General features: G+C 43.5%; 30 protein-coding genes and 1 pseudogene. 4 read left to right on the forward strand and 27 right to left on the reverse strand.

Going from position 1 to position 21217, the window contains the following annotated elements; genetic code table 11:
* On the forward strand, nt 1-283 hold a 283-nt coding region (locus AWH49_RS10805; RefSeq protein WP_082862787.1), incomplete at its 5' end, for a zinc ribbon domain-containing protein.
* Nucleotides 284-581: 298 nt separating this feature from the next.
* Here the strand turns inward: AWH49_RS10805 and AWH49_RS10810 are convergent.
* The 13 genes from AWH49_RS10810 to AWH49_RS10870 all read right to left on the reverse strand — a co-directional run bounded on the left by AWH49_RS10810 (nt 582) and on the right by AWH49_RS10870 (nt 9557).
* Nucleotides 582-893, reverse strand: a complete 312-nt coding sequence (locus AWH49_RS10810; protein ID WP_063965711.1) for a hypothetical protein — start codon at nt 891-893, stop codon at nt 582-584.
* Nucleotides 894-1042: 149 nt separating this feature from the next.
* Nucleotides 1043-1813 (reverse strand): SDR family oxidoreductase, encoded by a 771-nt coding sequence (locus AWH49_RS10815; RefSeq protein WP_018393679.1) that lies wholly within the window; start codon nt 1811-1813, stop codon nt 1043-1045.
* A 98-nt stretch (nt 1814-1911) separates the two neighbouring features.
* Nucleotides 1912-2247, reverse strand: a complete 336-nt coding sequence (locus AWH49_RS10820; RefSeq protein ID WP_018393680.1) for a rhodanese-like domain-containing protein — start codon at nt 2245-2247, stop codon at nt 1912-1914.
* A gap of 56 nt (nt 2248-2303) precedes the next feature.
* Complete coding sequence (locus AWH49_RS10825) at nt 2304-2546, reverse strand: hypothetical protein (protein ID WP_063965712.1); 243 nt, start codon at nt 2544-2546, stop codon at nt 2304-2306.
* Between the two features lie 502 nt (nt 2547-3048).
* Entirely contained in the window at nt 3049-4497 is a 1449-nt protein-coding gene (locus AWH49_RS10830) for a lmo1851 family serine protease (protein ID WP_063965713.1), read from the reverse strand.
* A gap of 132 nt (nt 4498-4629) precedes the next feature.
* Nucleotides 4630-5409 carry a M15 family metallopeptidase gene (locus AWH49_RS10835; protein WP_063965714.1) on the reverse strand — a complete coding sequence of 260 codons (780 nt, stop codon included), beginning with the start codon at nt 5407-5409 and terminating at the stop codon, nt 4630-4632.
* Nucleotides 5406-6113, reverse strand: a complete 708-nt coding sequence (gene deoD / locus AWH49_RS10840) for a purine-nucleoside phosphorylase (RefSeq protein ID WP_034285834.1) — start codon at nt 6111-6113, stop codon at nt 5406-5408. Before deoD ends, AWH49_RS10835 begins: the two co-directional genes overlap by 4 nt.
* A 67-nt stretch (nt 6114-6180) precedes the next feature.
* Nucleotides 6181-6942: a sporulation protein gene (locus AWH49_RS10845; protein ID WP_063965715.1), complete on the reverse strand. Its 762-nt coding sequence runs from the start codon at nt 6940-6942 to the stop codon at nt 6181-6183.
* A 59-nt stretch (nt 6943-7001) separates the two neighbouring features.
* On the reverse strand, nt 7002-7229 hold the full coding sequence (locus AWH49_RS10850; protein ID WP_063965716.1) for a YozE family protein: 228 nt from the start codon (nt 7227-7229) through the stop codon (nt 7002-7004).
* 27 nt (nt 7230-7256) lie between these two features.
* Nucleotides 7257-7682: a peptide-methionine (R)-S-oxide reductase MsrB gene (msrB, locus tag AWH49_RS10855; protein ID WP_063965717.1), complete on the reverse strand. Its 426-nt coding sequence runs from the start codon at nt 7680-7682 to the stop codon at nt 7257-7259.
* Complete coding sequence (gene msrA / locus AWH49_RS10860; RefSeq protein ID WP_034285840.1) at nt 7679-8203, reverse strand: peptide-methionine (S)-S-oxide reductase MsrA; 525 nt, start codon at nt 8201-8203, stop codon at nt 7679-7681. Before msrA ends, msrB begins: the two co-directional genes overlap by 4 nt.
* An 11-nt stretch (nt 8204-8214) precedes the next feature.
* Entirely contained in the window at nt 8215-8793 is a 579-nt protein-coding gene (locus AWH49_RS10865; protein ID WP_018393690.1) for a YpmS family protein, read from the reverse strand.
* Complete coding sequence (locus AWH49_RS10870; RefSeq protein ID WP_227431858.1) at nt 8790-9557, reverse strand: SGNH/GDSL hydrolase family protein; 768 nt, start codon at nt 9555-9557, stop codon at nt 8790-8792. Before AWH49_RS10870 ends, AWH49_RS10865 begins: the two co-directional genes overlap by 4 nt.
* A gap of 135 nt (nt 9558-9692) precedes the next feature.
* Between AWH49_RS10870 and AWH49_RS10875 the strand changes: the two genes are divergently transcribed.
* Entirely contained in the window at nt 9693-10181 is a 489-nt protein-coding gene (locus tag AWH49_RS10875; protein ID WP_063965718.1) for a PCYCGC motif-containing (lipo)protein, read from the forward strand.
* Nucleotides 10182-10296: 115 nt separating this feature from the next.
* Here the strand turns inward: AWH49_RS10875 and AWH49_RS10880 are convergent, their stop codons facing one another.
* The 12 genes from AWH49_RS10880 to AWH49_RS10930 all read right to left on the reverse strand — a co-directional run bounded on the left by AWH49_RS10880 (nt 10297) and on the right by AWH49_RS10930 (nt 19520).
* Entirely contained in the window at nt 10297-11145 is an 849-nt protein-coding gene (locus AWH49_RS10880; protein WP_063965719.1) for a DegV family protein, read from the reverse strand.
* Nucleotides 11146-11264: 119 nt separating this feature from the next.
* Nucleotides 11265-12059, reverse strand: coding sequence for an ABC transporter ATP-binding protein (locus AWH49_RS10885; protein ID WP_063965720.1), 795 nt, complete (start codon nt 12057-12059; stop codon nt 11265-11267).
* Nucleotides 12052-12978 (reverse strand): ABC transporter permease, encoded by a 927-nt coding sequence (locus AWH49_RS10890; RefSeq protein ID WP_063965721.1) that lies wholly within the window; start codon nt 12976-12978, stop codon nt 12052-12054. The genes AWH49_RS10885 and AWH49_RS10890 overlap by 8 nt, the downstream gene beginning before the upstream one ends.
* 52 nt (nt 12979-13030) lie before the next feature.
* Nucleotides 13031-14011: an ABC transporter substrate-binding protein gene (locus AWH49_RS10895; protein WP_063965729.1), complete on the reverse strand. Its 981-nt coding sequence runs from the start codon at nt 14009-14011 to the stop codon at nt 13031-13033.
* Nucleotides 14012-14302: 291 nt separating this feature from the next.
* Nucleotides 14303-14791 (reverse strand): dihydrofolate reductase, encoded by a 489-nt coding sequence (locus AWH49_RS10900; RefSeq protein ID WP_063965722.1) that lies wholly within the window; start codon nt 14789-14791, stop codon nt 14303-14305.
* Between the two features lie 12 nt (nt 14792-14803).
* A complete protein-coding gene (locus AWH49_RS10905) occupies nt 14804-15757 on the reverse strand; it encodes a thymidylate synthase (protein ID WP_063965723.1) in 954 nt (317 codons plus the stop codon).
* Entirely contained in the window at nt 15750-16535 is a 786-nt protein-coding gene (locus tag AWH49_RS10910) for a class I SAM-dependent methyltransferase (protein ID WP_063965724.1), read from the reverse strand. The genes AWH49_RS10905 and AWH49_RS10910 overlap by 8 nt, the downstream gene beginning before the upstream one ends.
* Nucleotides 16532-16963, reverse strand: a complete 432-nt coding sequence (locus tag AWH49_RS10915; protein WP_018393700.1) for a BrxA/BrxB family bacilliredoxin — start codon at nt 16961-16963, stop codon at nt 16532-16534. The genes AWH49_RS10910 and AWH49_RS10915 overlap by 4 nt, the downstream gene beginning before the upstream one ends.
* Before the next feature lie 19 nt (nt 16964-16982).
* Nucleotides 16983-18107: a conserved virulence factor C family protein gene (locus AWH49_RS10920; protein ID WP_063965725.1), complete on the reverse strand. Its 1125-nt coding sequence runs from the start codon at nt 18105-18107 to the stop codon at nt 16983-16985.
* A gap of 49 nt (nt 18108-18156) precedes the next feature.
* Nucleotides 18157-18576: a transcriptional regulator MntR gene (mntR, locus tag AWH49_RS10925; protein WP_018393702.1), complete on the reverse strand. Its 420-nt coding sequence runs from the start codon at nt 18574-18576 to the stop codon at nt 18157-18159.
* 90 nt (nt 18577-18666) lie between these two features.
* Complete coding sequence (locus tag AWH49_RS18795; RefSeq protein WP_018393703.1) at nt 18667-18843, reverse strand: zinc-finger domain-containing protein; 177 nt, start codon at nt 18841-18843, stop codon at nt 18667-18669.
* Nucleotides 18844-18863: 20 nt separating this feature from the next.
* The gene (locus AWH49_RS10930; protein ID WP_063965726.1) at nt 18864-19520 is read right to left on the reverse strand and encodes a reverse transcriptase-like protein; all 657 of its coding nucleotides are present in this window, start codon (nt 19518-19520) and stop codon (nt 18864-18866) included.
* 48 nt (nt 19521-19568) lie between these two features.
* On the opposite strand from AWH49_RS10930, the gene AWH49_RS10935 reads away from it, so the two are divergent.
* Entirely contained in the window at nt 19569-19955 is a 387-nt protein-coding gene (locus AWH49_RS10935) for a ribonuclease HI family protein (protein ID WP_018393705.1), read from the forward strand.
* 36 nt (nt 19956-19991) lie between these two features.
* On the opposite strand, the gene AWH49_RS20025 is transcribed toward AWH49_RS10935, so the two are convergent.
* Both AWH49_RS20025 and AWH49_RS10940 read right to left on the reverse strand, forming a co-directional pair.
* Nucleotides 19992-20138 carry a hypothetical protein gene (locus AWH49_RS20025; RefSeq protein ID WP_157723714.1) on the reverse strand — a complete coding sequence of 49 codons (147 nt, stop codon included), beginning with the start codon at nt 20136-20138 and terminating at the stop codon, nt 19992-19994.
* Nucleotides 20098-20376, reverse strand: a complete 279-nt coding sequence (locus tag AWH49_RS10940; RefSeq protein WP_082862788.1) for a diguanylate cyclase domain-containing protein — start codon at nt 20374-20376, stop codon at nt 20098-20100. The genes AWH49_RS20025 and AWH49_RS10940 overlap by 41 nt, the downstream gene beginning before the upstream one ends.
* Nucleotides 20377-20691: 315 nt before the next feature.
* Between AWH49_RS10940 and AWH49_RS10945 the strand changes: the two are divergent.
* Nucleotides 20692-21217 (forward strand): annotated as a pseudogene (locus AWH49_RS10945) (5'-3' exonuclease); the annotation flags it as partial.

Below are 21217 nucleotides of genomic sequence, written 5' to 3' on the forward strand. Positions count from 1 at the left end.
ACAGACGGCAAGAACGAGCCGTAAAAACGAGAAAAATTTGCACAGATGGTCATTCTATCGCCTGTCTCAATTCATCGAGTACAAAGCCAAGTTAGTTGGAATTAAGATTGAATATGTGAATCCCGCTTATACAAGTCAAACGTGTCCAAAGTGTTCTGCTAAGAACAAGGCACAAGACCGCAAATATACATGCGAATGTGGCTTCCAAAAGCACAGAGATTTAGTCGGTGCGATGAACATTCGATACGCACCTGTGATTGATGGTAACAGTCAATCAGCCTAAGATGCTATATGCACTGTCTTAGGAGGGGTGATGAGACACCCTCATCTTGAAGGCTGTTCAAAGCAGAAATGAATTGCGAACGTTTAGTCATTCAAGAATCCCACTCGTCACACCGCAAGGTGTAGGGCTTGTGCCTTTAGGCATGGGGGTCTCAAATTTGTATGCAACGGCTTGTGTTCTTTCTTGAACACAGTACCCAATCGGGGAAGTTCGTCGGATTATAGATGGATTTTTTAGATTTTTTTGGATAGATAGTTTATTTTCGCAGGAATTTCTGAAGGATATAAAAGAAGATTACTTATTTTTTCATCAAGCGGATCGATCGAGTAGTTTTTCGTTTCAAAAATAAGTGCAAATTGTTTTGTCGCAACAAACATATCCATTTCAAAAAAGACCCCGTATCCGCTCGCAATCGTAAATCATGCACAACTTTTGTATCCAGCTGCAGTGATTCTTTCACATAAAAACCCACGTTTAATTCGCCTTGTAGCCCTGCGTGCGAAAGCTCCGGTCGAATTTCTAGCAATGCCGGATGTTGTTCTGGCACCCGCCCAAGCAACACCTCCACCTTTTCAACATAATCCGGCTTTTCTCGCTGCTTAACGATCACGTTATCCGCCCTATTTTCGTTTCACTTTGTACATTCGACCATGTTTCCGATCGCTCTTCCGCATTTCTGACCACTCGTCCTCTTTTCCGACCTCTCACCTACTCCTCTATAAAAACCCTTCCTAATAGAAAAGGACGCAAGGAACCATTTCATTTGCGGAAATGTTTTCCTAGTACATCCTGTCCACCTGTAACCGGAATGATCGCGCCTGTAATAAATGACGACTCCTCTGATACTAAAAATGCCACAACGCGCGCGATATCTTCGCCTGTGCCCGGCCGGCCAACAGGGACATGAGTGGAGTGAACACCAAGTGCATCGATCATCTTCTTTTCTTTCCAGCTGCCTGTAATGTCGCCTGGGCACACCATGTTCGCCGTTACACCGCTCGCCGCTTCTTCCGCTGCAATCGTTTTCGTCAATGACGCTAATCCTGTTTTTGCTGCCGCATATGCAGAACGGTCTATCCAGCCTGGCGCAGTGTCCACTCGATCAAAGCCGAACGTAATAATGCGGCCCCAGCCATTTTCTTTCATCGATGGCAATAATAATTTCGTTAAATAAAAGACAGCTGTCATATTGCCGTTCATAAGCATAGTCCACTCATCCCATGAATACTCCGCCATCGTCTTTCGTTCATGTATGTATGGACCGGCATTATGAACCACTATATCCGCACCGCCAAATTCCCGCAGTACGAATGATGCGATATGCTCACAGTCTTCCTTTGATGATACATCACCGCCAACCGCCGCTGCTACAACGCCGAACGTAGCTGATAGTTCGCTTGCAAACTGCTCTGCTTGCTCTCGGTCTGAACGGTAGTTGATAACGACTCTGCAGCCCGCCGCTGCAAGCGATTCTGCTGTTTTTCGTCCTATTCCTTTTGATCCACCTGTAATAAGTGCCGTTTTTATCATATGTACCCCGTTCCCCCTTTAAAACAAACCCTCTTCTCCTTATGTTAATCAGAGCCCGAGCTGAATGCAACTTTAAAAGCCGGCACGAGAGCACCGGCTTAACATGCTTTACCCATGCAAATGAATCCTTTTACATGAATACCATATTTTTTCAACAAACGCACCGCAAAATTACGTTCCACTGCTGTCGTTGCGGCAATGTATACTTCCTGTCCGCCGTATTCACCGGCACGGCGTGAAATGTAACCGCATGGAATATGTACGGCACCAATGAGTGGGACATGATTCGCTTCCTGCCAGTCGCGTACATCAATAACCGGATGACCGTCTGCTTCCTCAGGAGAAATGCGTTTCACATTTACCGGCCAGTACCGCTTATATCCAATCAGCATAGTAACTGCGAGTACCATTGCTGCAATGGTGAAAAAATACATGTTTCATTCCTCCTTCCATTTCTATTTGTATCTTATACAGGCGAAGGTATATGTGTTTACTCTTTTTGTTTCAATTGCTCAAAACAGTGTATGTATGCATCGATGAGCTGCACCTTTTCTGCATCCGAAAGATCCGACTCATTTACCCGCCGTACCGATTCGAAAAACTTAACCTCTGCCTTTTTCTGGAGTCTTGGGTGAGTGAGTTTATCAAGCAATTCATTTTCCATCGCTTCATCCATATCGTCAAATGTCCGGCCTTTCCAAATTCGTACGTACGATTTGTGCCAGTTCGCCACAAAACCCCTCCTTTTGCCCCGATTCTCTCAGATAGACGTTTCCCTTTATCATTTTATGACGAAATTAGTCTTTTGAAAAGGTGCAAACATTAGTTCTTGTTGTATACTGTAGCTATATGAAAGTTGAAAGTAGGAGATTTTATGGAGATTGGCCAGCTGCCTGATAAATCTTAATGCATACACCGTTCTAAATAATGTTAACGAAACGGTTCTCATTGCCGATGCGAATTTGGACATCGTCTGGATGAAGGACGCCGCCGGACAGATGATGCATATATACGGACTCCAATAGGCTGAAGAAGCGATTGGAAAATCACTTGCTTTTTTTTCAATTACACGATGAAACAAATAATCAACCGTTGAACGGGCTTCATAACGGATGATCGTGCTGAAAAATTAAAAGAAGACGTACTGTTTATCGCACTGAAAGAAAAGGCCGATTACATTTTATTTAATGCCTCCGCCAAAAAAAGCTGTTCCGGCATAAGCCGGATCAGCTTTTTCATTGTTTCACTTTCGCTTTCACGGATTCAACCGCTTTGTTTAGCTGTGTATCATTTTCTTGCAGCTTGAGGCGCAGTTCCTCCATTAACTTCGTCGTCGCCGCACCGGTTAAAATACCGTTTGATTCGATGTCTGATTCTGCCTGAAATTCTTCAACGGCGCTTTCTGTACTTTCATCAAAGTAGCCATCCACTTTACCTGGATCATAGCCCAGTACGCTCAACATTTGTTCAGCTGTTTTTACTTCGTCGGATAATGTTTCCATTTTCAACTCAGATTCTGGATTAATGTACGAAAGGCTCGCATAATCCGGGAGCTTGACCGCTGTATCCGGTTCAATGCCTTTTTCATGGATCCACGTACCATTTGGTGTCAGCCATTTCGCCGTCGTTAATTTCAAATTGGATTCATCACTGAAATCTTCAGCAGACTGAACAGTTCCTTTCCCAAACGATTTTTCACCGATCAATGGGATACCAGCTGACTCATGTAGCGCAGCTGCTAAAATTTCAGACGCACTCGCACTTCCACTGTCAATTAAGACTACGGTTGGAAGCGTGATTTTATTGCCGCCTTCTGCTTTATACGCCTGCACCTTGCCATCGTTGCTTTCAATTTGTACAATATTTTTTCCTTCCGGTACGAAGAAATTAGCCATTTTAATTGCTTGATCAAGCAGACCGCCTGGATTTTGACGAAGATCAAGGACGATGCCTTTCATCCCTTTCTTGTCCATATCTGCAAGCGCCGTGTTTAATTCTTCGGCTGTATGTTCAGAAAAACTAGTAATTTGAATGTGTGCAATTTTGTTCTCATCTAGTTCGGCATAGACCGTTTCAATTGGAATTTCATCGCGGACGATGATCATTTCCTGCGTTTTGTCTGACCCATTACGCTTTACTTCGAGTGTCACTTTTGTGCCTTTTTCACCGCGTATTAATAGAACTGCTTCAGACGCACTCATTCCTTGAATGCTTTTACCGTCGACAGACATAACCATATCGTTCGGCTTCAATCCAGCTTTTTCTGCAGGTGACCCTTTGATCGGTGAGACGATCATAATAAAGCCATCCTGCTCTTGAATTTCTGCGCCAATTCCTTCAAACGAGCTGGACACGCCTTCATGGAACTGTGAGGCTTCTTCTTTGTTCATGTAATCTGAATACGGATCTTCAAGTGCATCAATCATCCCGTTAATCGCGCCATTCACGAGTGCCTCTTGATCAACCGCTTTGTAATAGCCGCTTTCAATTTTGTCATACGCTTCGTACAATTTATTAAACTCTGCCCGCGCAGGTGCACCGACTTCGACCGCTTTCTCATCACCGAAAGCGAGCGTAATAGTTGTCACCGCAGCTGTCACGAACACGAGTGCAAAAACAATCATAATAAATTGAAATCGTTTTATCTTAATATAATGACCCTGTTCTGGTTTTTCCTCTTCCATGCTGTCCCCCGCCTTCTACTCTTTGTACATTGATTTATTCATTCTATCAGTTTTTATCGTTATTTGAAAACAAAAACCTCACCTCGTTAACGACAAGGTTCATTTCACTGTGAATAATGAAAAAACCGGCGATTATTCCGCCGGTTTTACGTTGTCAAAATATTCTTCGAGCGTCCATTCATTTTCCTTTATCTCAGTCGCCGCTTTCTTGCCAACATAACGGAAATGCCACGGCTCGTATACATAGCGTGTAATGTCTTCTTTTCCTTTTGGATAGCGCAAAATAAATCCATATTCATGCGCATGTTCTTTCAGCCACTGGCCTTCTTCAGTCGATTCAAAGTCTTGATTCAACTCAAAGCCGTTGCTTTCTGATGAAATATCCATGGCAAGACCCGATTGGTGTTCACTCATACCGGGTGGTGCAATCGATTCAAGTGCTTTTGCTTCATTACTTGCCGCCGCTCCAGCCGCTAAAATTTCTTGTTGGCGATCATATGAGCGGTAGCCTGATACAGCAAACAAAAACAAACCATTTTCTTTCGCCCCTGCAAATAATTCCTCAAGTGCACCAGCAGCTTCTTTCCTCATATAACTTTTCTCAATGTCTTGATCGCCAAATGAATACGTTACATTCGGGCGAACAAGATCAGGCGGTGTGTATTCGGATGGTAAGGCAAACTCTTTATTGACAAGTACCAACGTGTTTTCCGGATTTTGAATAACTTGAATGCCTTCGATCTCTTCCACCTCATTAAAATAAGATGCGTCCAAAACAGGGCCTGTTTCTTCTGCTGCCGGCTCTTTTGCCGGTGCAGTTGTTTCTTCTTTCTCCTTGACAGGTTCTTCCGCTGACGAACAGGCGCCAAGCAATACAGATCCTGTCATCAGCCATGCAGCTATTTTTTTCATTTCGATTGAACCGCCGTTTCTAATGCCACTTCGATCATTTCGTTAAACGTCGTCTGACGTTCGTCTGACGACGTTTCTTCGCCCGTGATAATATGATCACTGACCGTTAGAACAGACAGTGCACGGCAGCCATGTTTCGCAGCCAGCGTATAAAGTGCCGCCGTTTCCATTTCAATAGCTAGAATGCCATACTGCGCCCATTTCTCATGATCTGCATGGTCATTGTAAAATTGATCTGCTGTAAAAACATTTCCGACTTTTAAGGGCAATCCTTTTTCTGTTCCTGCATCAAACGCCCGCTTAAGCAGTTCCCAGTTTGCTGTCGGTGCATAGTCAATGCCATTAAACGTCTGACGGTTCATGCTTGAATCTGTTGATGACGTCATTGCCAAAATGACATCGCGAACATTCACGTCTTTTTGAATCGCGCCGCACGTGCCGACACGGATCAAATTTTGCACTTGATAGCTTTGCATTAACTCATTAATATAAATCGAAATGGACGGCACACCCATGCCCGTTCCTTGCACTGACACTTTTTTCCCTTTATACGTGCCTGTAAAACCGAGCATACCGCGCACTTCGTTATAGCAGAACGGATTTTCTAAAAATGTTTCAGCTATATATTTTGCGCGAAGCGGATCACCTGGAAGCAAAACCGTTTCCGCAATATCGCCTGCCTTTGCGCTAATGTGTACACTCATATATATTCCTCCAATTCAGCCAATATCCATCCATTATTTTATGCCATTTTTATTCATCCTGCAACCATCAGCAAAAGTGGCTGATCGTTGCGTTCAATTTGGATTCAAGCGAATTAAGATCACTCTTGCTAACGCGAAGATGGACATTCGTTTCATCCATTCCCATCGCTTCAGACAAGAATCCACCGAGGCCGCGCGCACGCTTGTCCACTTGAAGAAGTATAGTCGCTTCATTGGCAGATTGCTCCAAAAACGTCACTTCAAGCTCATCCAGTTTCCCTTTATACGCCCCGCTCACCGGCACAAACTCAAACTCCTGCACGAATGGATACTTTTGGCCGCGCGCATGCTGACACTCTACTTCACGCAAACGGAAACCGAGTGTCCGAACGGCATCAAGTACTGCTTCACCAATCGGTGTCGCCCTTACTTCGATGTAATCTTTATCACCAGGATCAACCGCCTGCTTAATATCAAGCCCTGTCTCCACCCATACACGCGTTTTTCCTTGTGTAATCGGCGTGTCATACGGCAATTCCAATTCAAGCGGAATTTCACGCGTTTCACCCGCGCCAATCGTAAACGGCTCATTCAATTTACGCTTCAACACCGCCGCCTGATCTGTCACCTTTTTATCATCTGTTTCACGCACATATGTCGCGTACACCGTCAAATAAATCGAATCAATATGCTGTTCAACATTTCCGCCTTTTACCCAGACCACGCCGCGCATTAGTTGCCCCGCCGTATAAGCCGATTTCTCAAGCTTCGTATCTACCTGCGCATTTCCTATTCCAATACTTGCTAGTACTTTATTAAATAAAGCCATCATGAATCGCTCCTTTTATTCGTTTTGATTCCATTTACGTACGATCTCCAAAATAAGTTTCAAACCATTAATTCATCCTGTTCATATTTTTCCCACGCTGTATCAAATACCGACATTGAAGGCAAATAATCAACATCCATTTCTAAATAACGGCTCAATGTATCGTACTCATCTGCACCTTTTGGAAATGAATGATCCGCAAAAGCATCATTTGCAAAGGCAGCGATCTCGTCACGCGGCGTTTCTTCTCGATATTTCATTAAATAGTGATAAAACGATTTATGCATATTCTTCTTTCCTCCAAAAAAAAGACCTTAAAAAAGGTCTTTAAATTCCCCGTATCCTTCTTTATCCAATTCTTCTTTCCGGATAAAACGAAGTGACGCCGAATTAATGCAGTAACGTAAACCCCCAGCCTCACGCGGGCCGTCTGGAAAAACATGGCCTAAATGGGCATTCGCTGTTTTGCTTCGTACTTCTGTTCGGATCATGCCATGTGTAATGTCTCGTTTTTCTACCATTTCAACGGCTTCTATCGGCTTCGTGAAGCTCGGCCATCCACAGCCGGCGTCATATTTGTCTTTCGATGAAAATAACGGCTTTCCGGAGATGATATCGACATAAATACCGTCCGCGAACTCATTCCAGAATTCATTATGAAAGGGCGGTTCTGTACCGTTTTCTTGTGTGACGTTATATTGCATCGGTGTTAATGTTTGTTTCAATTTTTCTTTGTTCATTTAATGACCCCCCAGTTTGATTGAATAAATCCAGCACGTCCCGATCTTGCTTGATACGCTTCATAATGAAGCCGATTTTTCCTGTAATATTGCTGATGATACTCTTCCGCTTCAAAGAAACGTTCTGCAGGTAAAATTTGAACAGCTATCGGACGATTGAAGCGCCCGCTTGCATCAAGTGATTGCTTTGACTTTTCTGCCAGTACTCTTTGTTGATCTGTTGTGTAGAAAATGGCCGGCATGTACGAACGGCCTCTATCATAAAACTGACCGCCGCCGTCTGTCGGATCGATTTGCATCCAGTACACATCGAGCAGTTTTTCGTATGGGAACATATCTGGGTCAAACGTAATTTCGACTGCTTCCACGTGACCGGTTGTGTCTGAGCATACTTCTTCGTACGTCGGATTTTCGGTGTGACCAGCTGTGTATCCTGAGATCACAGATTGAATGCCGGGCTGCTCGTCAAATGGTTTGACCATGCACCAGAAACAGCCGCCAGCGAATATTGCTTTTTCCATTGTTCATTCTCCTATTGTGCTGCCCCTTCAGGGAGTAATACAGCGAATTTAATATCATCTTTTTCTAAATTAAATGCCTCTACTTTTACTCTCATACCATTATCAAGTTCCATATCGCCAAGTGACACATAAATTAGTTCTTCATTTGGCACAACGCGCACCCAGTCCGGGAACGCACCGGCGTTTTCTGCTGTTTTCAGCACGTATGAAGCGGGTACGTCAAGCAAACCGACACGCAGTCCACTTTGGCGAAGCATGATATTACCGTCTTCCTGTGCTTCTGGTTCAAACGTCATATGGTAATCAATATCAGTCGCAAAGACCGGAATCGACCCGTACAGTTCGACTTCATTGCCTATATAGACGTCATAATCAAATGGTGCACTGTCAGCTTCTTTTTGTAAATAGTACGACACAAACTTATTTAATTCAGCTTTTGTTGCTGTAACATGAAACGCGATTTCACCTTCCGTCTCTGTCATGGCCGGTTTTCCTGCATCTGATGGCATTAAAAGCATGATCAAAATGAATCCGATTGCCGCCATGACCATGAAGAGCAATAGAAAAAAGGCCACTTTCCATTTTCTCAATGGGATCCCTCATTCGTAAAAACCATTTTCTGATTCGTTAATTGCTCCAATTCCTCACCTTTGATTGTATCAAAAATACGGTCTGCTATTTGTTTATACCCAAGATCGTTCGGATGAAACTGATCCTCGAAAAATAATTCGGCACTGCCTTTTGAAAAAATATTTTCGATGCTGACAAATGTCGTCCGGTCAAATCGTGCTGCTGCCAATTTGCCCGTTTCATTCCACGAGCGGATAATTTCCTCATCATCTTCTGTTTCGACAAATATTTTGCCGAATGGATTATAAATACCGACGAGCACAATGCCTACGTCTTCATTTTGTTTCCGTATTTCCGCTAAAATGGCACGTATTCGTTTCCCATATCCTGTCTCTTCCTCCTCAAAATTATCGATCGTCAAATGGGACCAATTCTCTTTTACCACTTTGACGACATCATTGCCCCCGATCGTGATCATGACGATATCTGCTGCCTTAATATCTGCTTTCATTTCATCTGTTTGAACCTGTTTAAGTAATTGATCAGTCCGATTTCCTTTTTTACCATAATTCGTAAAAACAGCGTCTTTGATTTCATGAAGTGATTCGAGCTTTGTTTCTAAATAAGGGACGTAACCACCACTGCCCGTGCTGTCGCCCACACCTTCCGTAAGCGAATCACCAACAGAGACTATTTTTACATTTTGTGGAACAGGTGCTATGGTTTCTTCCACTGTATTCCCACATCCCGCCATACTTGCAACTAGGAAGAGACCCGCCATCATTCGCTTCAATGCGGTCACCTCATTCTTCTTTGTGAAATCGTATCACGTTCCCCGTCAGGTTGAAAGTGATATGTTTTCAATATATGATTATAGCATGCCGTACATTATTTCTTTTAATGAAAGGAGCTTTAACGATTGAAAAAATCATTATGTGCGATCCTATTAACGATAGCCATTCCATTTGCAGCTGCCTGTGGAAATGACGAGGTACATGACAATCACGAAGGACATACACAGATAGCACCTAATGGCGATTTGCAAGAAGCAACCGCTTCTATCACTGACTTGCCGGCTTTTTTAGACGATAAAGACGAAAATATGCGAGCCATTTATTTAGCCGCTGCTAAACATGCAGATGTAATCAAGCAAATGCCATGCTACTGCGGCTGCGGTGAATCAGCCGGCCACACGAGCAACTTAAACTGCTTCATCGCTGATGCGAATGACCATGAAGTTGTGTGGGACGACCATGGCACACGATGCGGTGTCTGTCTTGAAATCGCAGCAACAACAGCCGTCATGACCGAAGAAGGCAAATCTGTTGATACAATTCGCACATGGATCGACAACACATACAGCGAAGGCTACGCCGAACCAACTCCAACGCCTCTTCCAGGCGCCTAACCGGATCACACTTTGCGTGATCCGGTTTTTCTGCTCGCTCATCCACATTTCCGGTCACTCACTGCATCTTCCGAGTGAAAAAAGCACCGGACATTATTCGTCCGGTGTATCCATCTTACTTCGCCCAGTACATAATGCCTACAGCTCCGGGGCCCGCATGTGCGGAAATGATTGGTGTTGTGATGCAAATGTCGATATCCTTAAATCCAGTTGCTTCCGTTATCTTTGTACGTAAGTTTTGCGAAAACTTAAAGCTATTGTGGCCCGCGTGAACGATCGAAAAACGAACAAGGTCGCGCCCTTTTACTTCTTCACTAATTTGATCAACTAAAAATGTAATCGCTTTTGCGTGAGAACGCACTTTCGTTACAGGTAACAGCTCACCAACATCGAGGTTCGCAATTGGTTTAATATTGAGCAATGAACCGATAAATCCCTGTGCTTTGCCAATTCGGCCGCCCTTTATTAAATTTTCAAGTGTATCGATCATAATATATAATTTCGTCTCTGAACGTACTTCATTGAGCCGCTTCACAATTTCTTCTACCGTATGACCGGAATCTGCCATACGTGCCGCTTCTAAAACCTGATAGGACTGTGCTTTTGATATATAGCGTGAGTCAATAACGGTCACATCTGATTTCGACATTTCTGCTGCTTGTTTTGCCGATTGATACGTGCCGCTCATGCTACCTGTCATATGAATAGAAATGATTTGACTGCCATCCTGTCCGAGCTTATCATACACTTCTAAAAAACGCCCAACTGGCGGCTGTGATGTTTTTGGCATCTCTTTCGTATGCGCCATTTTCTCTAAAAATTCTGCCGGTGAAAGGTCCACATTGTCTAAATAGGTTTGACCTTCTACCAAGACGGTCAGCGGTACTATCACAATGTTGAACGGAGTCAATTCGTCACTCGTCATATCAAGTGCTGAATCTGTGACAATTTTAATTTTACCCATCTTATATCCCTTCTTTCTCACCCTTTCAAATGCTTCTTCGTTCATCTTACTATTCTTTATCCATTCTTCCTACCGTATTAACATGTTTACAAAAAAAAAAGAAGACCTAGGTCTTCCTCTTATGACAATAGCGATCGATCGCTCAGCCCGCCTCCGCCTTTAATTTTCTGAAATTCTGCCAGCAATTTTTCTATCGTTAATTCCTGTTTTTCCTGCTCATCCGCCTCAAATATGATCTGTCCTTTGTCCATCATAATCAAGCGGTTGCCAAGGTCAAGTGCTTGCTGCATATTGTGCGTCACCATGAGCGTCGTCAACCCGAGTGCGCTGACAATTTCTTTCGTCAAATTTGTGATCAACTCAGCACGAGCCGGATCAAGCGCCGCCGTATGTTCATCCAGCAACAAAATTTTCGGATCCGTAAATGTCGCCATTAACAAGGACAATGCCTGCCGTTCTCCGCCCGATAGCAAGCCTACTTTTGCCTGCAAGCGATCTTCGAGGCCGAGATGCAGCATTTCGAGCTTTTCCCTGTAAAAGTCACGCCGTTTTTTCGTCACACCAAAGCCAAGTGAACGTTTTTTTGTCCGATTGTATGCAATCGCCAAATTTTCTTCAATCGTCATCGTAGGCGCAGTACCAGCCATCGGATCCTGGAATACACGTCCAATTTTCACGGCTCGTTTATGCTCAGCAAGGGACGTCATATTCCCGCCATCAATCATGACTGTCCCTATATCCGGCACTAATTTACCAGATATGATATTCATAAGCGTCGACTTTCCGGCACCATTACTGCCGATCACCGTTACAAAATCACCAGGCCGCATAGACAAATCGACTTTATTGAGTGCAATTTTTTCATCCGGTGTCCCTTCATAAAACACTTTAAAAATTTGAGTCATTTCAAGCAACAGGGCCACCTCCATCTCCGTTCAACTGTACCAGCCGTTTTTTCTTCCGGACGGCTGCTTTTCGTTTATCGAGTACTTTCGGCATAATGAGTGCAATAATGACGATAATAGCTGTAATCAGTTTCATATCGCCTGTATCTAAAAATTCGATGCGGAGTGCCAGCGTCACAATAATACGGTACAAAATCGCACCGATGACAACAGCCAGTGTCGCACGAGCAATAGTTGAATTGCCAATGACTGCTTCCCCAATAATAACGGAAGCAAGCCCGATGACAATCATTCCGATCCCCATCCCGACATCACTGAATCCATTATATTGCGCGACTAATGCGCCAGAAAAGGCGACGAGCGCATTTGACAAACCGAGGCCAAGCACTTTCATCCAGCCTGTGTTCGCTGAAAAGCTGCGGACCATGCCTTCGTTGTCTCCAACTGCGCGCAAGCTTAATCCAACTTCTGTTTTTAAAAATAAGTCCGACACAAATTTAATGATGAGTGTCACAACGAGCATAAAGAAGAAAATGCTCCATTCTGACGTAAACCATGATTCAATTTTCGTTATCACCGTTTCTTCTGCTAAAAGCGGCACATTCGGTTTCCCCATTATGCGCAAATTAATAGAATAAAGAGCAATCATCATTAAAATCCCAGAAAGAAGGGGGTTAATCCCGCCTTTCGTATGCAAAAGGCCTGTCATACATCCTGCTAAAAAACCAGCAAAAAGAGCAGCTATCGTGGCGATAAAGGGATCGTATCCGTTCACGATCATAATCGATGCGACCGCTCCACCTGTAACGAAACTGCCGTCGACTGTCAAATCGGGAAAATCAAGCACGCGGAATGACAAGTACACGCCGAGTGCCATAATCGCATAAATGACGCCGGACTCTACGGCGCCAAACATGGCTGTCATCATAAAAAATCCTCCTCACGAAAAGAGCGCCTATTATGAAAGGCGCACTTTTTCGTTATTTCACAAGCTCAGCTTCTGCTTTCCATTCTTCTTTAATCTCGATATTCATTTCTTTTGCGGCTGTTTCATTAATGACAAGTTTCAAATTCTGTGGCGGTAAAACCGGCAAGTCGCCTGCTTTTTTCTCACCTTTTAAAATTTGAGCAGCCATTTTCCCTGCTTCCATGCCAATGTCTTCGTAATCAAATCCGTATGCTGCAAATCCACCGCGGGCAACGGAATCCTTCTCTCCCACAAACAGTGGCAAATCTTCTTTGTTCGCAACCTGAACGACAGATTCAAGTGCTGAAACGACTGTGTTATCTGTAAAAATGTAGAACATATCCACTTTGCCAATTAATGATTCTGTCGCCTGTTTTACTTCAGATGACGTGGACACTGTGACCGGTACCATTTTCAAACCGTTATCCGTCAATACTTTTTCAACCGCTTCAGCCTGGGCAACAGAGTTTTGTTCACCGGCATTATAAATGACGCCGACATTCTTGCCGTCAAACTGCTCAGCCATAAACTTCACCGTATTGGTGATCGCATCCGGATGTAAATCAATCGTTCCTGTTACATTGCCGCCTGGTTTTTCCGTATCTTTAACGAGACCTGCCGCAACCGGATCGGTGACCGATGTAAACACGATTGGAATGTCTTTCGTTGCATTTAATGCAGCTGTCGCACTCGGTGTCGAGTTCGCGAAAATTAAATCAACGTCATCGCTCACAAAATTGTTCGCAATGGTTTGGTTATTATTTTGATCGCCCTGTGCGGTTTGCTCATTAAATTCAGCTGTGACACCTGCTTCTTCCAAGCCTTTTTTAAAGCCTTCGTAAGCTTTATCAAGCGATGGATGTTCGACAAATTGTGACACACCAATTTTATATGTTTCGCCACCTGATTCGTTCGTTTCTTCTCCACCTCCGCAGCCTGCCAGCATTAGCACGGCAGCACCCGAGATCAACCACCCTTTTGTCCACTTATTCATCAATATGCCCCCTATTCGCGCATAACCGCTTTTATGTGTAAAGTTGCTTTTATTATCGTTGAATAATAACAGAAAAGCAAGGTTTTTTAGTTCAAAAAAAAACCGGAGAAACTCCGGTTCAATCATTTTTTGCACACTTGCAGCCGTCTTCTTTAAATTGGCATCGACAAGATCATTCGACATAATCAGCGTACGTACGACAGCGCCAGTACGGGCAGATGTCCACTTTTTGAGCCCTTTGTTTTTAAATACTTTGATGCTTCCTTTAAACGAAAAAGACAACAAATCAAATCATCTGTTCACCCGTTTATACATGCAAAATTCATAGTCATACGGATTTTTTTCATTTTTAACACCTGGTGTACAGCTTTCAATTTTAAATTCATTCCATGTAATAGCATTAAAGAATGTATCACCTTCAAACGTATGATGAATACGCGTCACATACAGCCGCTCCACGTACGGCAAAAAAGCTTGAAATACAGCCGCTCCGCCCGTGACAAATACTTCCTCATTTTCCGCTTTGAGCAGGATGTCATCTACGGAATGGACGACTGTACAGCCTTCAGCTTGAAACGATGGATCGGTCGTCAAAATTATATTTTCCCGCCCCGGTAAAGGCCGGCCGATCGATTCATACGTTTTTCGCCCCATCACAATCGAAGACCCGAGCGTCGTATTCTTAAAAAATTTCAAGTCTTCCGGCAAATGCCACGGCAGACTGTTCTCTTTGCCAATAAGTCCATTTTCATCTTGCGCCCAAATAAATGAAATCATCATTCCCGCTCCTTTTTAAACCGCGACCGGTGCTTTAATGGCCGGGTGCGGATCATATCCTGTTAACGTCATATCTGATAATTCCATCTCAAACAACGATTTCCCTTTCGTTAATGAAAGTTCCGGCAGTGATTTTGGCTCACGTGCTAGCTGCGTTTTTACTTGTTCTATATGGTTCGTATAAATGTGCGCATCGCCAAGCGTATGTACAAATTCACCTACTTGAAGACCGCATTCATTTGCCATTAAATGTGTCAGCAATGCATATCCCGCAATATTAAAAGGCCCGCCAAGAAAAATGTCACACGATCTTTGATAAAGCTGGCACGATAATTTCCCATCTGCTACATAAAACTGGAACATCGTATGACACGGCGGCAAAGCCATAAACGGTACATCTTCTGGATTCCATGCTGATACGATTAATCGACGCGAATCCGGCGTTTTTTTAATCATCTTTATCACATCCGCAATCTGGTCGATCGTCTCACCCTGTGACGTTTTCCACGCACGCCACTGACGGCCGTACACATCACCGAGTTCCCCGTATTTTGCCGCAAAATCGACCTCTTTTAGAACACGTTGTTTAAACGACGTCATTTGCTCATGATAGTCTTTCGCAAATGCTTCATCTTTCAACACGCGGCGGCCAAAATCGGTCATATCAGGACCTGCATATTCCGAACTTTCCACCCACCGTTTAAACGCCCATTCATTCCAAATATTATTGTTATTTTCCAGCAAATACCGAATATTTGTATCGCCTTTTAAAAACCAGAGCATTTCAGATGCAATGAGCTTAAACGGTACACGCTTCGTCGTTAAAAGCGGAAAACCGTCCGCTAAATCAAACCGCATTTGCCGGCCAAAAACCGACATTGTCCCCGTCCCCGTCCGATCTTCTTTTTTATGTCCATTCTCTAAAATATCATGGCATAAATTCACATACTGTTGCTCACTTTTACTCATGTACGCTCCCACTTTCTATCGTGCCAAAATGAAATTTTGACGTCTTACGAATATGTTGCTCAAATTCAAATTTCGCAAACCGGTCCGAACGAAAATGATCTTTAAGCACAACGCGACACTTTGCAATCCGCTTTGCTTCTTTCACCGCATCTATCGTCAAATCTGAATACGATGCAAACGGGCGGAGCGGTGCAATACCTGTCGAGTCAATCGTTTCCTCAAACATCGGATCGAAATACACAACATCAAACGAATCATCCGGAACCGTTTGTAAATAGGTATGATAATCTGCCGCCGTCACTTGAATGTCGCGCATCGATTCCAGTAATTCATCCGGTCCTTCTGTCCAGTTTGACAATCCAGTTTCCACAATACGCGCAACAACATGATTGGCTTCAATCGACTTTACATGGCCTTTTGCACCGACAGCAAAGGAGGCCGTCATACTATCTGCAGCAGGACCCATCGTGCAGTCTAAAAACGACATGCCTGGGCGCAGTCTGCACGCATCCACAAATGCATCCGGCTCTCCATTTAAAAGCCTTTTCACTCGGAACATGGCCGATCCGGGATGAAAAAAGAACGGCGAAGCGCCGTTCATGTCATGCAGCTCCATCCGCTCTTCCGTGACGAGCAAGACCGGACAGTTGTGAAAAGACGTCATTTTGGCAATTGACAGCTTGCTTCGCTCCACATAGCGGGCACCTAATAAGTTCGCTTCCGTTGCCGCACGTGTTTTCACGTCCATCCCTGCCCGCTGTGATGTTGTCACGATCACTGGCAGTGCACATCGAACGCAGCGGTTAAATGGCCGATAATCGTGCCAAGGTCCTGTCCTTCAATTTCATGACGCGGCACGAAATGAACGACCTTATTCCCATTTAACAACGCCATTGATGGTGAAGATGGCTCAAATTCAGGCATCCACGCACGCATTGCCGCTGTCGCTTCGCGGTCTTGACCGGCAAATACTGTCACGAGACGATCAGGTGCATGCTCATTCATCGACGCCTGTACCGCTGCCGGACGGGCAAGACCTGCTGCGCAGCCACAAACAGAATTAATAACAACGAGTGTGGTTCCTTCTGCTGACTCCATAAATTCATTCACTTCTTCTTCTGTTGTCAACTCAATAAATCCTGCATTTGTCAATTCCGCACGCATCGGCACGACCATTTGCTTCATATATTCTTCGTAAGCATTCATTAAAAATTCCTCCTTCTTCTTATTGTTTACGCGATTCTGTCATTTGCTTCCACACAGAGCCTTTCGCTTCTTCGCCGCCTTCAATCCGTTCAATCGCCATCAAAATTTGCATCTTCACTTCAAATTCCGAATCGTCTGCGGCTTCTTTTAAAGCTGGCAACGCGGATTCATCGGCTGTTTCATACAAAAACATCGCCGCCCGCCAGCGGACAATTTTGCTTTTATCTTTTAATGCGTGAATCATTTCAGGTACAGCTTCGGAAAAACCAAGATCAGACAAACAGTCACCTGCTGTTCTGCGCACAGTCACGGCCGGGTCTTTCAATGCTTTGTACAAAACAGGCAAAATGCGTGTATCTTCAATCATGCCGGCATATACGACAGCGAGCCGGCGAATCGCCGCTTTTTCATCATTTAATGCTGCGTCAAGAAGCGCCATATCCGTTAAATCTGGATCAGGCATTTGTTCTAATTGCTGATATCGTATCCGCCAGTCTGACTCTGCCAGCCACTTTTTAGCTTCCGGTTTGACACCATGTTCTTTATGCTGAATAAGCGGTCCCCCACGCCCTTCTGCTTCGACAATGCGATCGATACGCTCTTTCGGATAAGCCGCCGTTACTTCTTCAAGCAATTCTGGTGCTATTTCTTCCAGTTCGCCGTAGCGAATACCAAACTCCTGCCATTTCCGTTCTAAAATGTAGTTGTCGCCGTCCTGTATCAGTTTTTGAAACGCTTCCTGACAGTAATCCGGCAGCGCCACCCGTTTTTCTCCTTCGGCTGATACTAACTTTAGCTGAATTGGAACGCCTTTGTACACTTGGATGAATGTCTCTACTTCACCGAAATGATCCAATTCTGGTCTCGCTGCTCCTGCCTCGCTATCGCCTTCCCCAAATGCCGCCCGCACTTTTGGTAAAACCTCCTGCCAGTCATACCGTCCATTTCGTTCAAGTGCAATAAAATCGGCAACGTGATACACACCTTTAATCCCTTCGATCGTCAAAATCGCTTTAATCACATCCGGTGCATGTTCGGCTGTTTCTGGTTTGTAATTCGTACTTTTACCTGCAGCAAGTTCTTCATCCAAAATGACTTTCATCGTATTCGGGCTCGGTGTCGGTTCTATTTTTAAAATCTTCATCAAATACGCCTCCATTTTGTGAAAAAAATCCGCCCGTACTGCGGACGGATTATTCTTTATTTCGTTCGTTGATTTCTTTTAATTCTGCCATTCGCGCCGGATCTTCTTCAAAAAACTCGATTAAATCGGCAATACGGTTAATAGAATCCCAACTTAAATGATGTTCAATCCCTTCCACATCATTATAAATGTTCTCCTCTTTCACCCCCATCACCGACAAAAAACGTTCGAGCAAATCATGACGTGCGACTAAACGCTGACCTACTCTTTGTCCTTTCAGCGTCAATACGAGCCCACGATAACGCTCATACACGAGGTATTCATCTTTATCAAGCTTTTGGACCATTTTTGTTACGCTTGACGGATGAACAGAAAGTGCATCCGCAATATCTGATACACGTGCGTATCCTTTCGTATCAATCAGCAAATAAATCTGTTCTATGTAATCCTCCATACTCGGTGTCGGCATGTGGATATTCCTCCTGACATTACTCATCATTAAAAGTTTACTATATACAAGCAGTACGAACAAGGAAAAAGCCGGGATGTGTATTCCGGCTTACGACAACTTCATTCCATATTGCTTTAATTTTTCTCCTACTGAGCACTCCGTAATGCAAAATTTATGCGCCGCAGTCTTGCCTTTTTCTTTACGCAACGCAGCTTTAACGAGGCAGTCTTTGCAATACGTATTTAGCAGATCTTCTACTTCAATAAATACATCTATTCGGCTCAAGTTCACATGCCACCTTTCGATTACGTCCCGATTTCGGCGTGACTCTGTATCTCAATACCTTCAAGCGCCTGCCGGGCAAGCTGGTCAGCTTCTTTATTGTGCCTTCTATCGATTGGTTTGTAAAGCGGCTTAATTCTTAGTTTATTTAATTTTTCTTCAATACGCACGAGCCAGCGCGCGTGATTTTCCTCATAACACGGCCATTCGCCGCTCAGCTGATTCAACACCGTCAATGAATCGCCCGAAATCGTCACCGGCTGACTGACCACACCAAGTTCTTCAAGCTTTCCTACCGCAAAAGAGAGCGCTGCATATTCCGCCTCATTATTTGATTGAAGTGCATCCAACGGTACATTTTCACGCAGACGGTATCGCTTGCCGCCTTTTGAATAATAAATGGCTGTTCCAACGCCAGCACGGCTTGAATCTACATCGTAGCTGCCGTCAAACAAGACGGTGACCTTTTCTGGTTCTTCATCCAGTTTTTCGTTCAACTTTTTAAATTCCTTCAGTGTCCACTCCTGGCCTAATTCATCGACAATCGTTACTTCTTTTGTACGGCCGGTTTTCAGCAAATCGTCAGCTGTTTTCAAGACGATCTCCCGGTCAACCGGTTGGGATTCAAACATCATTTGAACACCTTTAAAGCTATATAAAAAACAAATTTTCATTTGCATAATCCAACCTCTTTCCTCTAAAATAAAAACAAGATTGGGGGTATCCTTATGTTTGAAGTATACACAGACGGCGCATCCACTGGCGATCCAGGTCTTGCTGGTGCCGGTATTGTCATTCGTCACGATGGAAAAACAGAACGGTTTTCCATTCCGCTCGGAGAATGTGATACGCACGAGGCGGAGTTCATGGCAGTCATTAAAGCACTTGAGTTATGCAAAGAAATGGGCGCAGATACCGTATCACTCCGCAGTGATTCACAAACAGTCGTTTCAGCGATTGAAAAAGAGTATATACATAAACAATCATACAAACCACTTTTAACCACTATTTTAACATTATCGAAAGAGTTTCCTCTTTTTTTCGTTAAATGGATTCCATCTAAACAAAATAAAGCAGATCTAGAAGCAAAAAAAGCGATCCGAGCAAATCGTTAAGCGGTGACGATCCGGTTTCTTCCTATTCGTTTCGCTTCATAATAAGGCTTGAGCTGTTTTTCCGAAAAATTCGTCTATCGACTCGTCTTTGTATTGACCCATGCCGGCGCTAATGGTGACCGGCACGTGTTGTCCTTTGTAATCAATACGCAGCTGTTCCTTGCGGTAAATAATTCGTTCCACAATCTTCTTTCTTCTTTCTATTTTCTCTCAATGTATTCCTGCATAAGAACGCAAACTCTTCGCCGCCGATCCGTAAAACGGTGTCCATCTCATCTACATTTTGCCAGATCGTATCCTCCACTTTTTTCAAAATGATATCTCCACAAATATGACCGTACGTATCATTAATTTGTTTAAAATGGTCGATGTCTAACAAAATAAGCAGTAAAGCCACATTTGTTCGTCTGCTTATATCCATATCTTCTTCAAATTAGCGGCGATTATACAAACCCGTCAGCTCATCAATAACCGTCATTTTTTTAAGTTTACCGAGTGTTTCTTCATATTTCAGCCGGTAGTACGCAATGCTTTAAAAAATCGACCAGTTAATCATAGAACCGCAAAAAATATTGAGCATTTTTTCTTTATTACGACTTATACGGTCTGGCTTGTTTCGTTTTATCCTCTGTAAAAGAATGTATAGATCTTCTTCCTTGCTATGTACATTGTAATTGATTTTAATCGATTAATAACTTAACCTGTGAATAGTACATATAACAAGGAGATCATCGTGATGAAAAACCAAACATTACTATTAATAGATGGATTTAATTTGTTAAGCCGTGGATACTTTGCTACATCTTACGGAAAAGAATTAGAGCAATTGACGAAAAGCAGTAAAGGTGTTTATACAAATGCATTAAGAATATTTTTTCAAAAGACATTTAATCTTATTTCTCAATATGAAGTGACCCATCTCGCTGTTGTATGGGATGTCAAAAAAAATGAAACAACGAGAAGGTTAAAACATGATTTTTATAAAGCAACCCGCTCCGACTTGCCAGAAGCGTTAATTCAACAATTTGAAGTGTGTAAAGATGTATTGGAAAGCATAGGCATTCAACAAGTATCCGTCCCTTCATATGAAGCGGATGATGTCATTGGCACCTTAGCGAAAATGTGGTGTTCGAATGAGTATGGCCATTGTTATATTTATAGTAATGACAAGGATTTGTATCAGCTTCTTAGCAAAAATATTTCTCAACTTATCGGTGGAAGGGAGCGTCAAGAATTTTGTGTAAATGACGGAATCCCTTTTC

Origin of the sequence: Domibacillus aminovorans (assembly GCF_001643235.1) — a bacterium.
Classification (GTDB): Bacteria; Bacillota; Bacilli; order Bacillales; family Domibacillaceae; genus Domibacillus; species Domibacillus aminovorans.

Bases quoted from the DNA above. Each gene is read 5' to 3' on its own strand.
- mntR (WP_018393702.1), bottom strand. From the start codon at position 18,576: ATGCCGACACCGAGTATGGAGGATTACATAGAACAGATTTATTTGCTG.
- AWH49_RS10940 (WP_082862788.1), bottom strand. From the start codon at position 20,376: ATGGATATAAGCAGACGAACAAATGTGGCTTTACTGCTTATTTTGTTA.
- AWH49_RS10835 (WP_063965714.1), bottom strand. From the start codon at position 5,409: ATGAAAAAAATAGCTGCATGGCTGATGACAGGATCTGTATTGCTTGGC.
- msrB (WP_063965717.1), bottom strand. From the start codon at position 7,682: ATGAACAAAGAAAAATTGAAACAAACATTAACACCGATGCAATATAAC.
- AWH49_RS10930 (WP_063965726.1), bottom strand. From the start codon at position 19,520: ATGCAAATGAAAATTTGTTTTTTATATAGCTTTAAAGGTGTTCAAATG.
- AWH49_RS10845 (WP_063965715.1), bottom strand. From the start codon at position 6,942: ATGGCTTTATTTAATAAAGTACTAGCAAGTATTGGAATAGGAAATGCG.
- AWH49_RS10915 (WP_018393700.1), bottom strand. From the start codon at position 16,963: ATGAATGCTTACGAAGAATATATGAAGCAAATGGTCGTGCCGATGCGT.
- msrA (WP_034285840.1), bottom strand. From the start codon at position 8,203: ATGGAAAAAGCAATATTCGCTGGCGGCTGTTTCTGGTGCATGGTCAAA.
- AWH49_RS10820 (WP_018393680.1), bottom strand. From the start codon at position 2,247: ATGTATTTTTTCACCATTGCAGCAATGGTACTCGCAGTTACTATGCTG.
- AWH49_RS10850 (WP_063965716.1), bottom strand. From the start codon at position 7,229: ATGCATAAATCGTTTTATCACTATTTAATGAAATATCGAGAAGAAACG.
- AWH49_RS10920 (WP_063965725.1), bottom strand. From the start codon at position 18,107: ATGAAGATTTTAAAAATAGAACCGACACCGAGCCCGAATACGATGAAA.
- AWH49_RS10870 (WP_227431858.1), bottom strand. From the start codon at position 9,557: ATGATGGCGGGTCTCTTCCTAGTTGCAAGTATGGCGGGATGTGGGAAT.
- AWH49_RS10935 (WP_018393705.1), top strand. From the start codon at position 19,569: ATGTTTGAAGTATACACAGACGGCGCATCCACTGGCGATCCAGGTCTT.
- AWH49_RS10895 (WP_063965729.1), bottom strand. From the start codon at position 14,011: ATGAATAAGTGGACAAAAGGGTGGTTGATCTCGGGTGCTGCCGTGCTA.
- AWH49_RS10815 (WP_018393679.1), bottom strand. From the start codon at position 1,813: ATGATAAAAACGGCACTTATTACAGGTGGATCAAAAGGAATAGGACGA.
- AWH49_RS10905 (WP_063965723.1), bottom strand. From the start codon at position 15,757: ATGAGTAAAAGTGAGCAACAGTATGTGAATTTATGCCATGATATTTTA.
- AWH49_RS10830 (WP_063965713.1), bottom strand. From the start codon at position 4,497: ATGGAAGAGGAAAAACCAGAACAGGGTCATTATATTAAGATAAAACGA.
- AWH49_RS10890 (WP_063965721.1), bottom strand. From the start codon at position 12,978: ATGATGACAGCCATGTTTGGCGCCGTAGAGTCCGGCGTCATTTATGCG.
- AWH49_RS10900 (WP_063965722.1), bottom strand. From the start codon at position 14,791: ATGATGATTTCATTTATTTGGGCGCAAGATGAAAATGGACTTATTGGC.
- AWH49_RS10880 (WP_063965719.1), bottom strand. From the start codon at position 11,145: ATGGGTAAAATTAAAATTGTCACAGATTCAGCACTTGATATGACGAGT.
- deoD (WP_034285834.1), bottom strand. From the start codon at position 6,113: ATGAGTGTACACATTAGCGCAAAGGCAGGCGATATTGCGGAAACGGTT.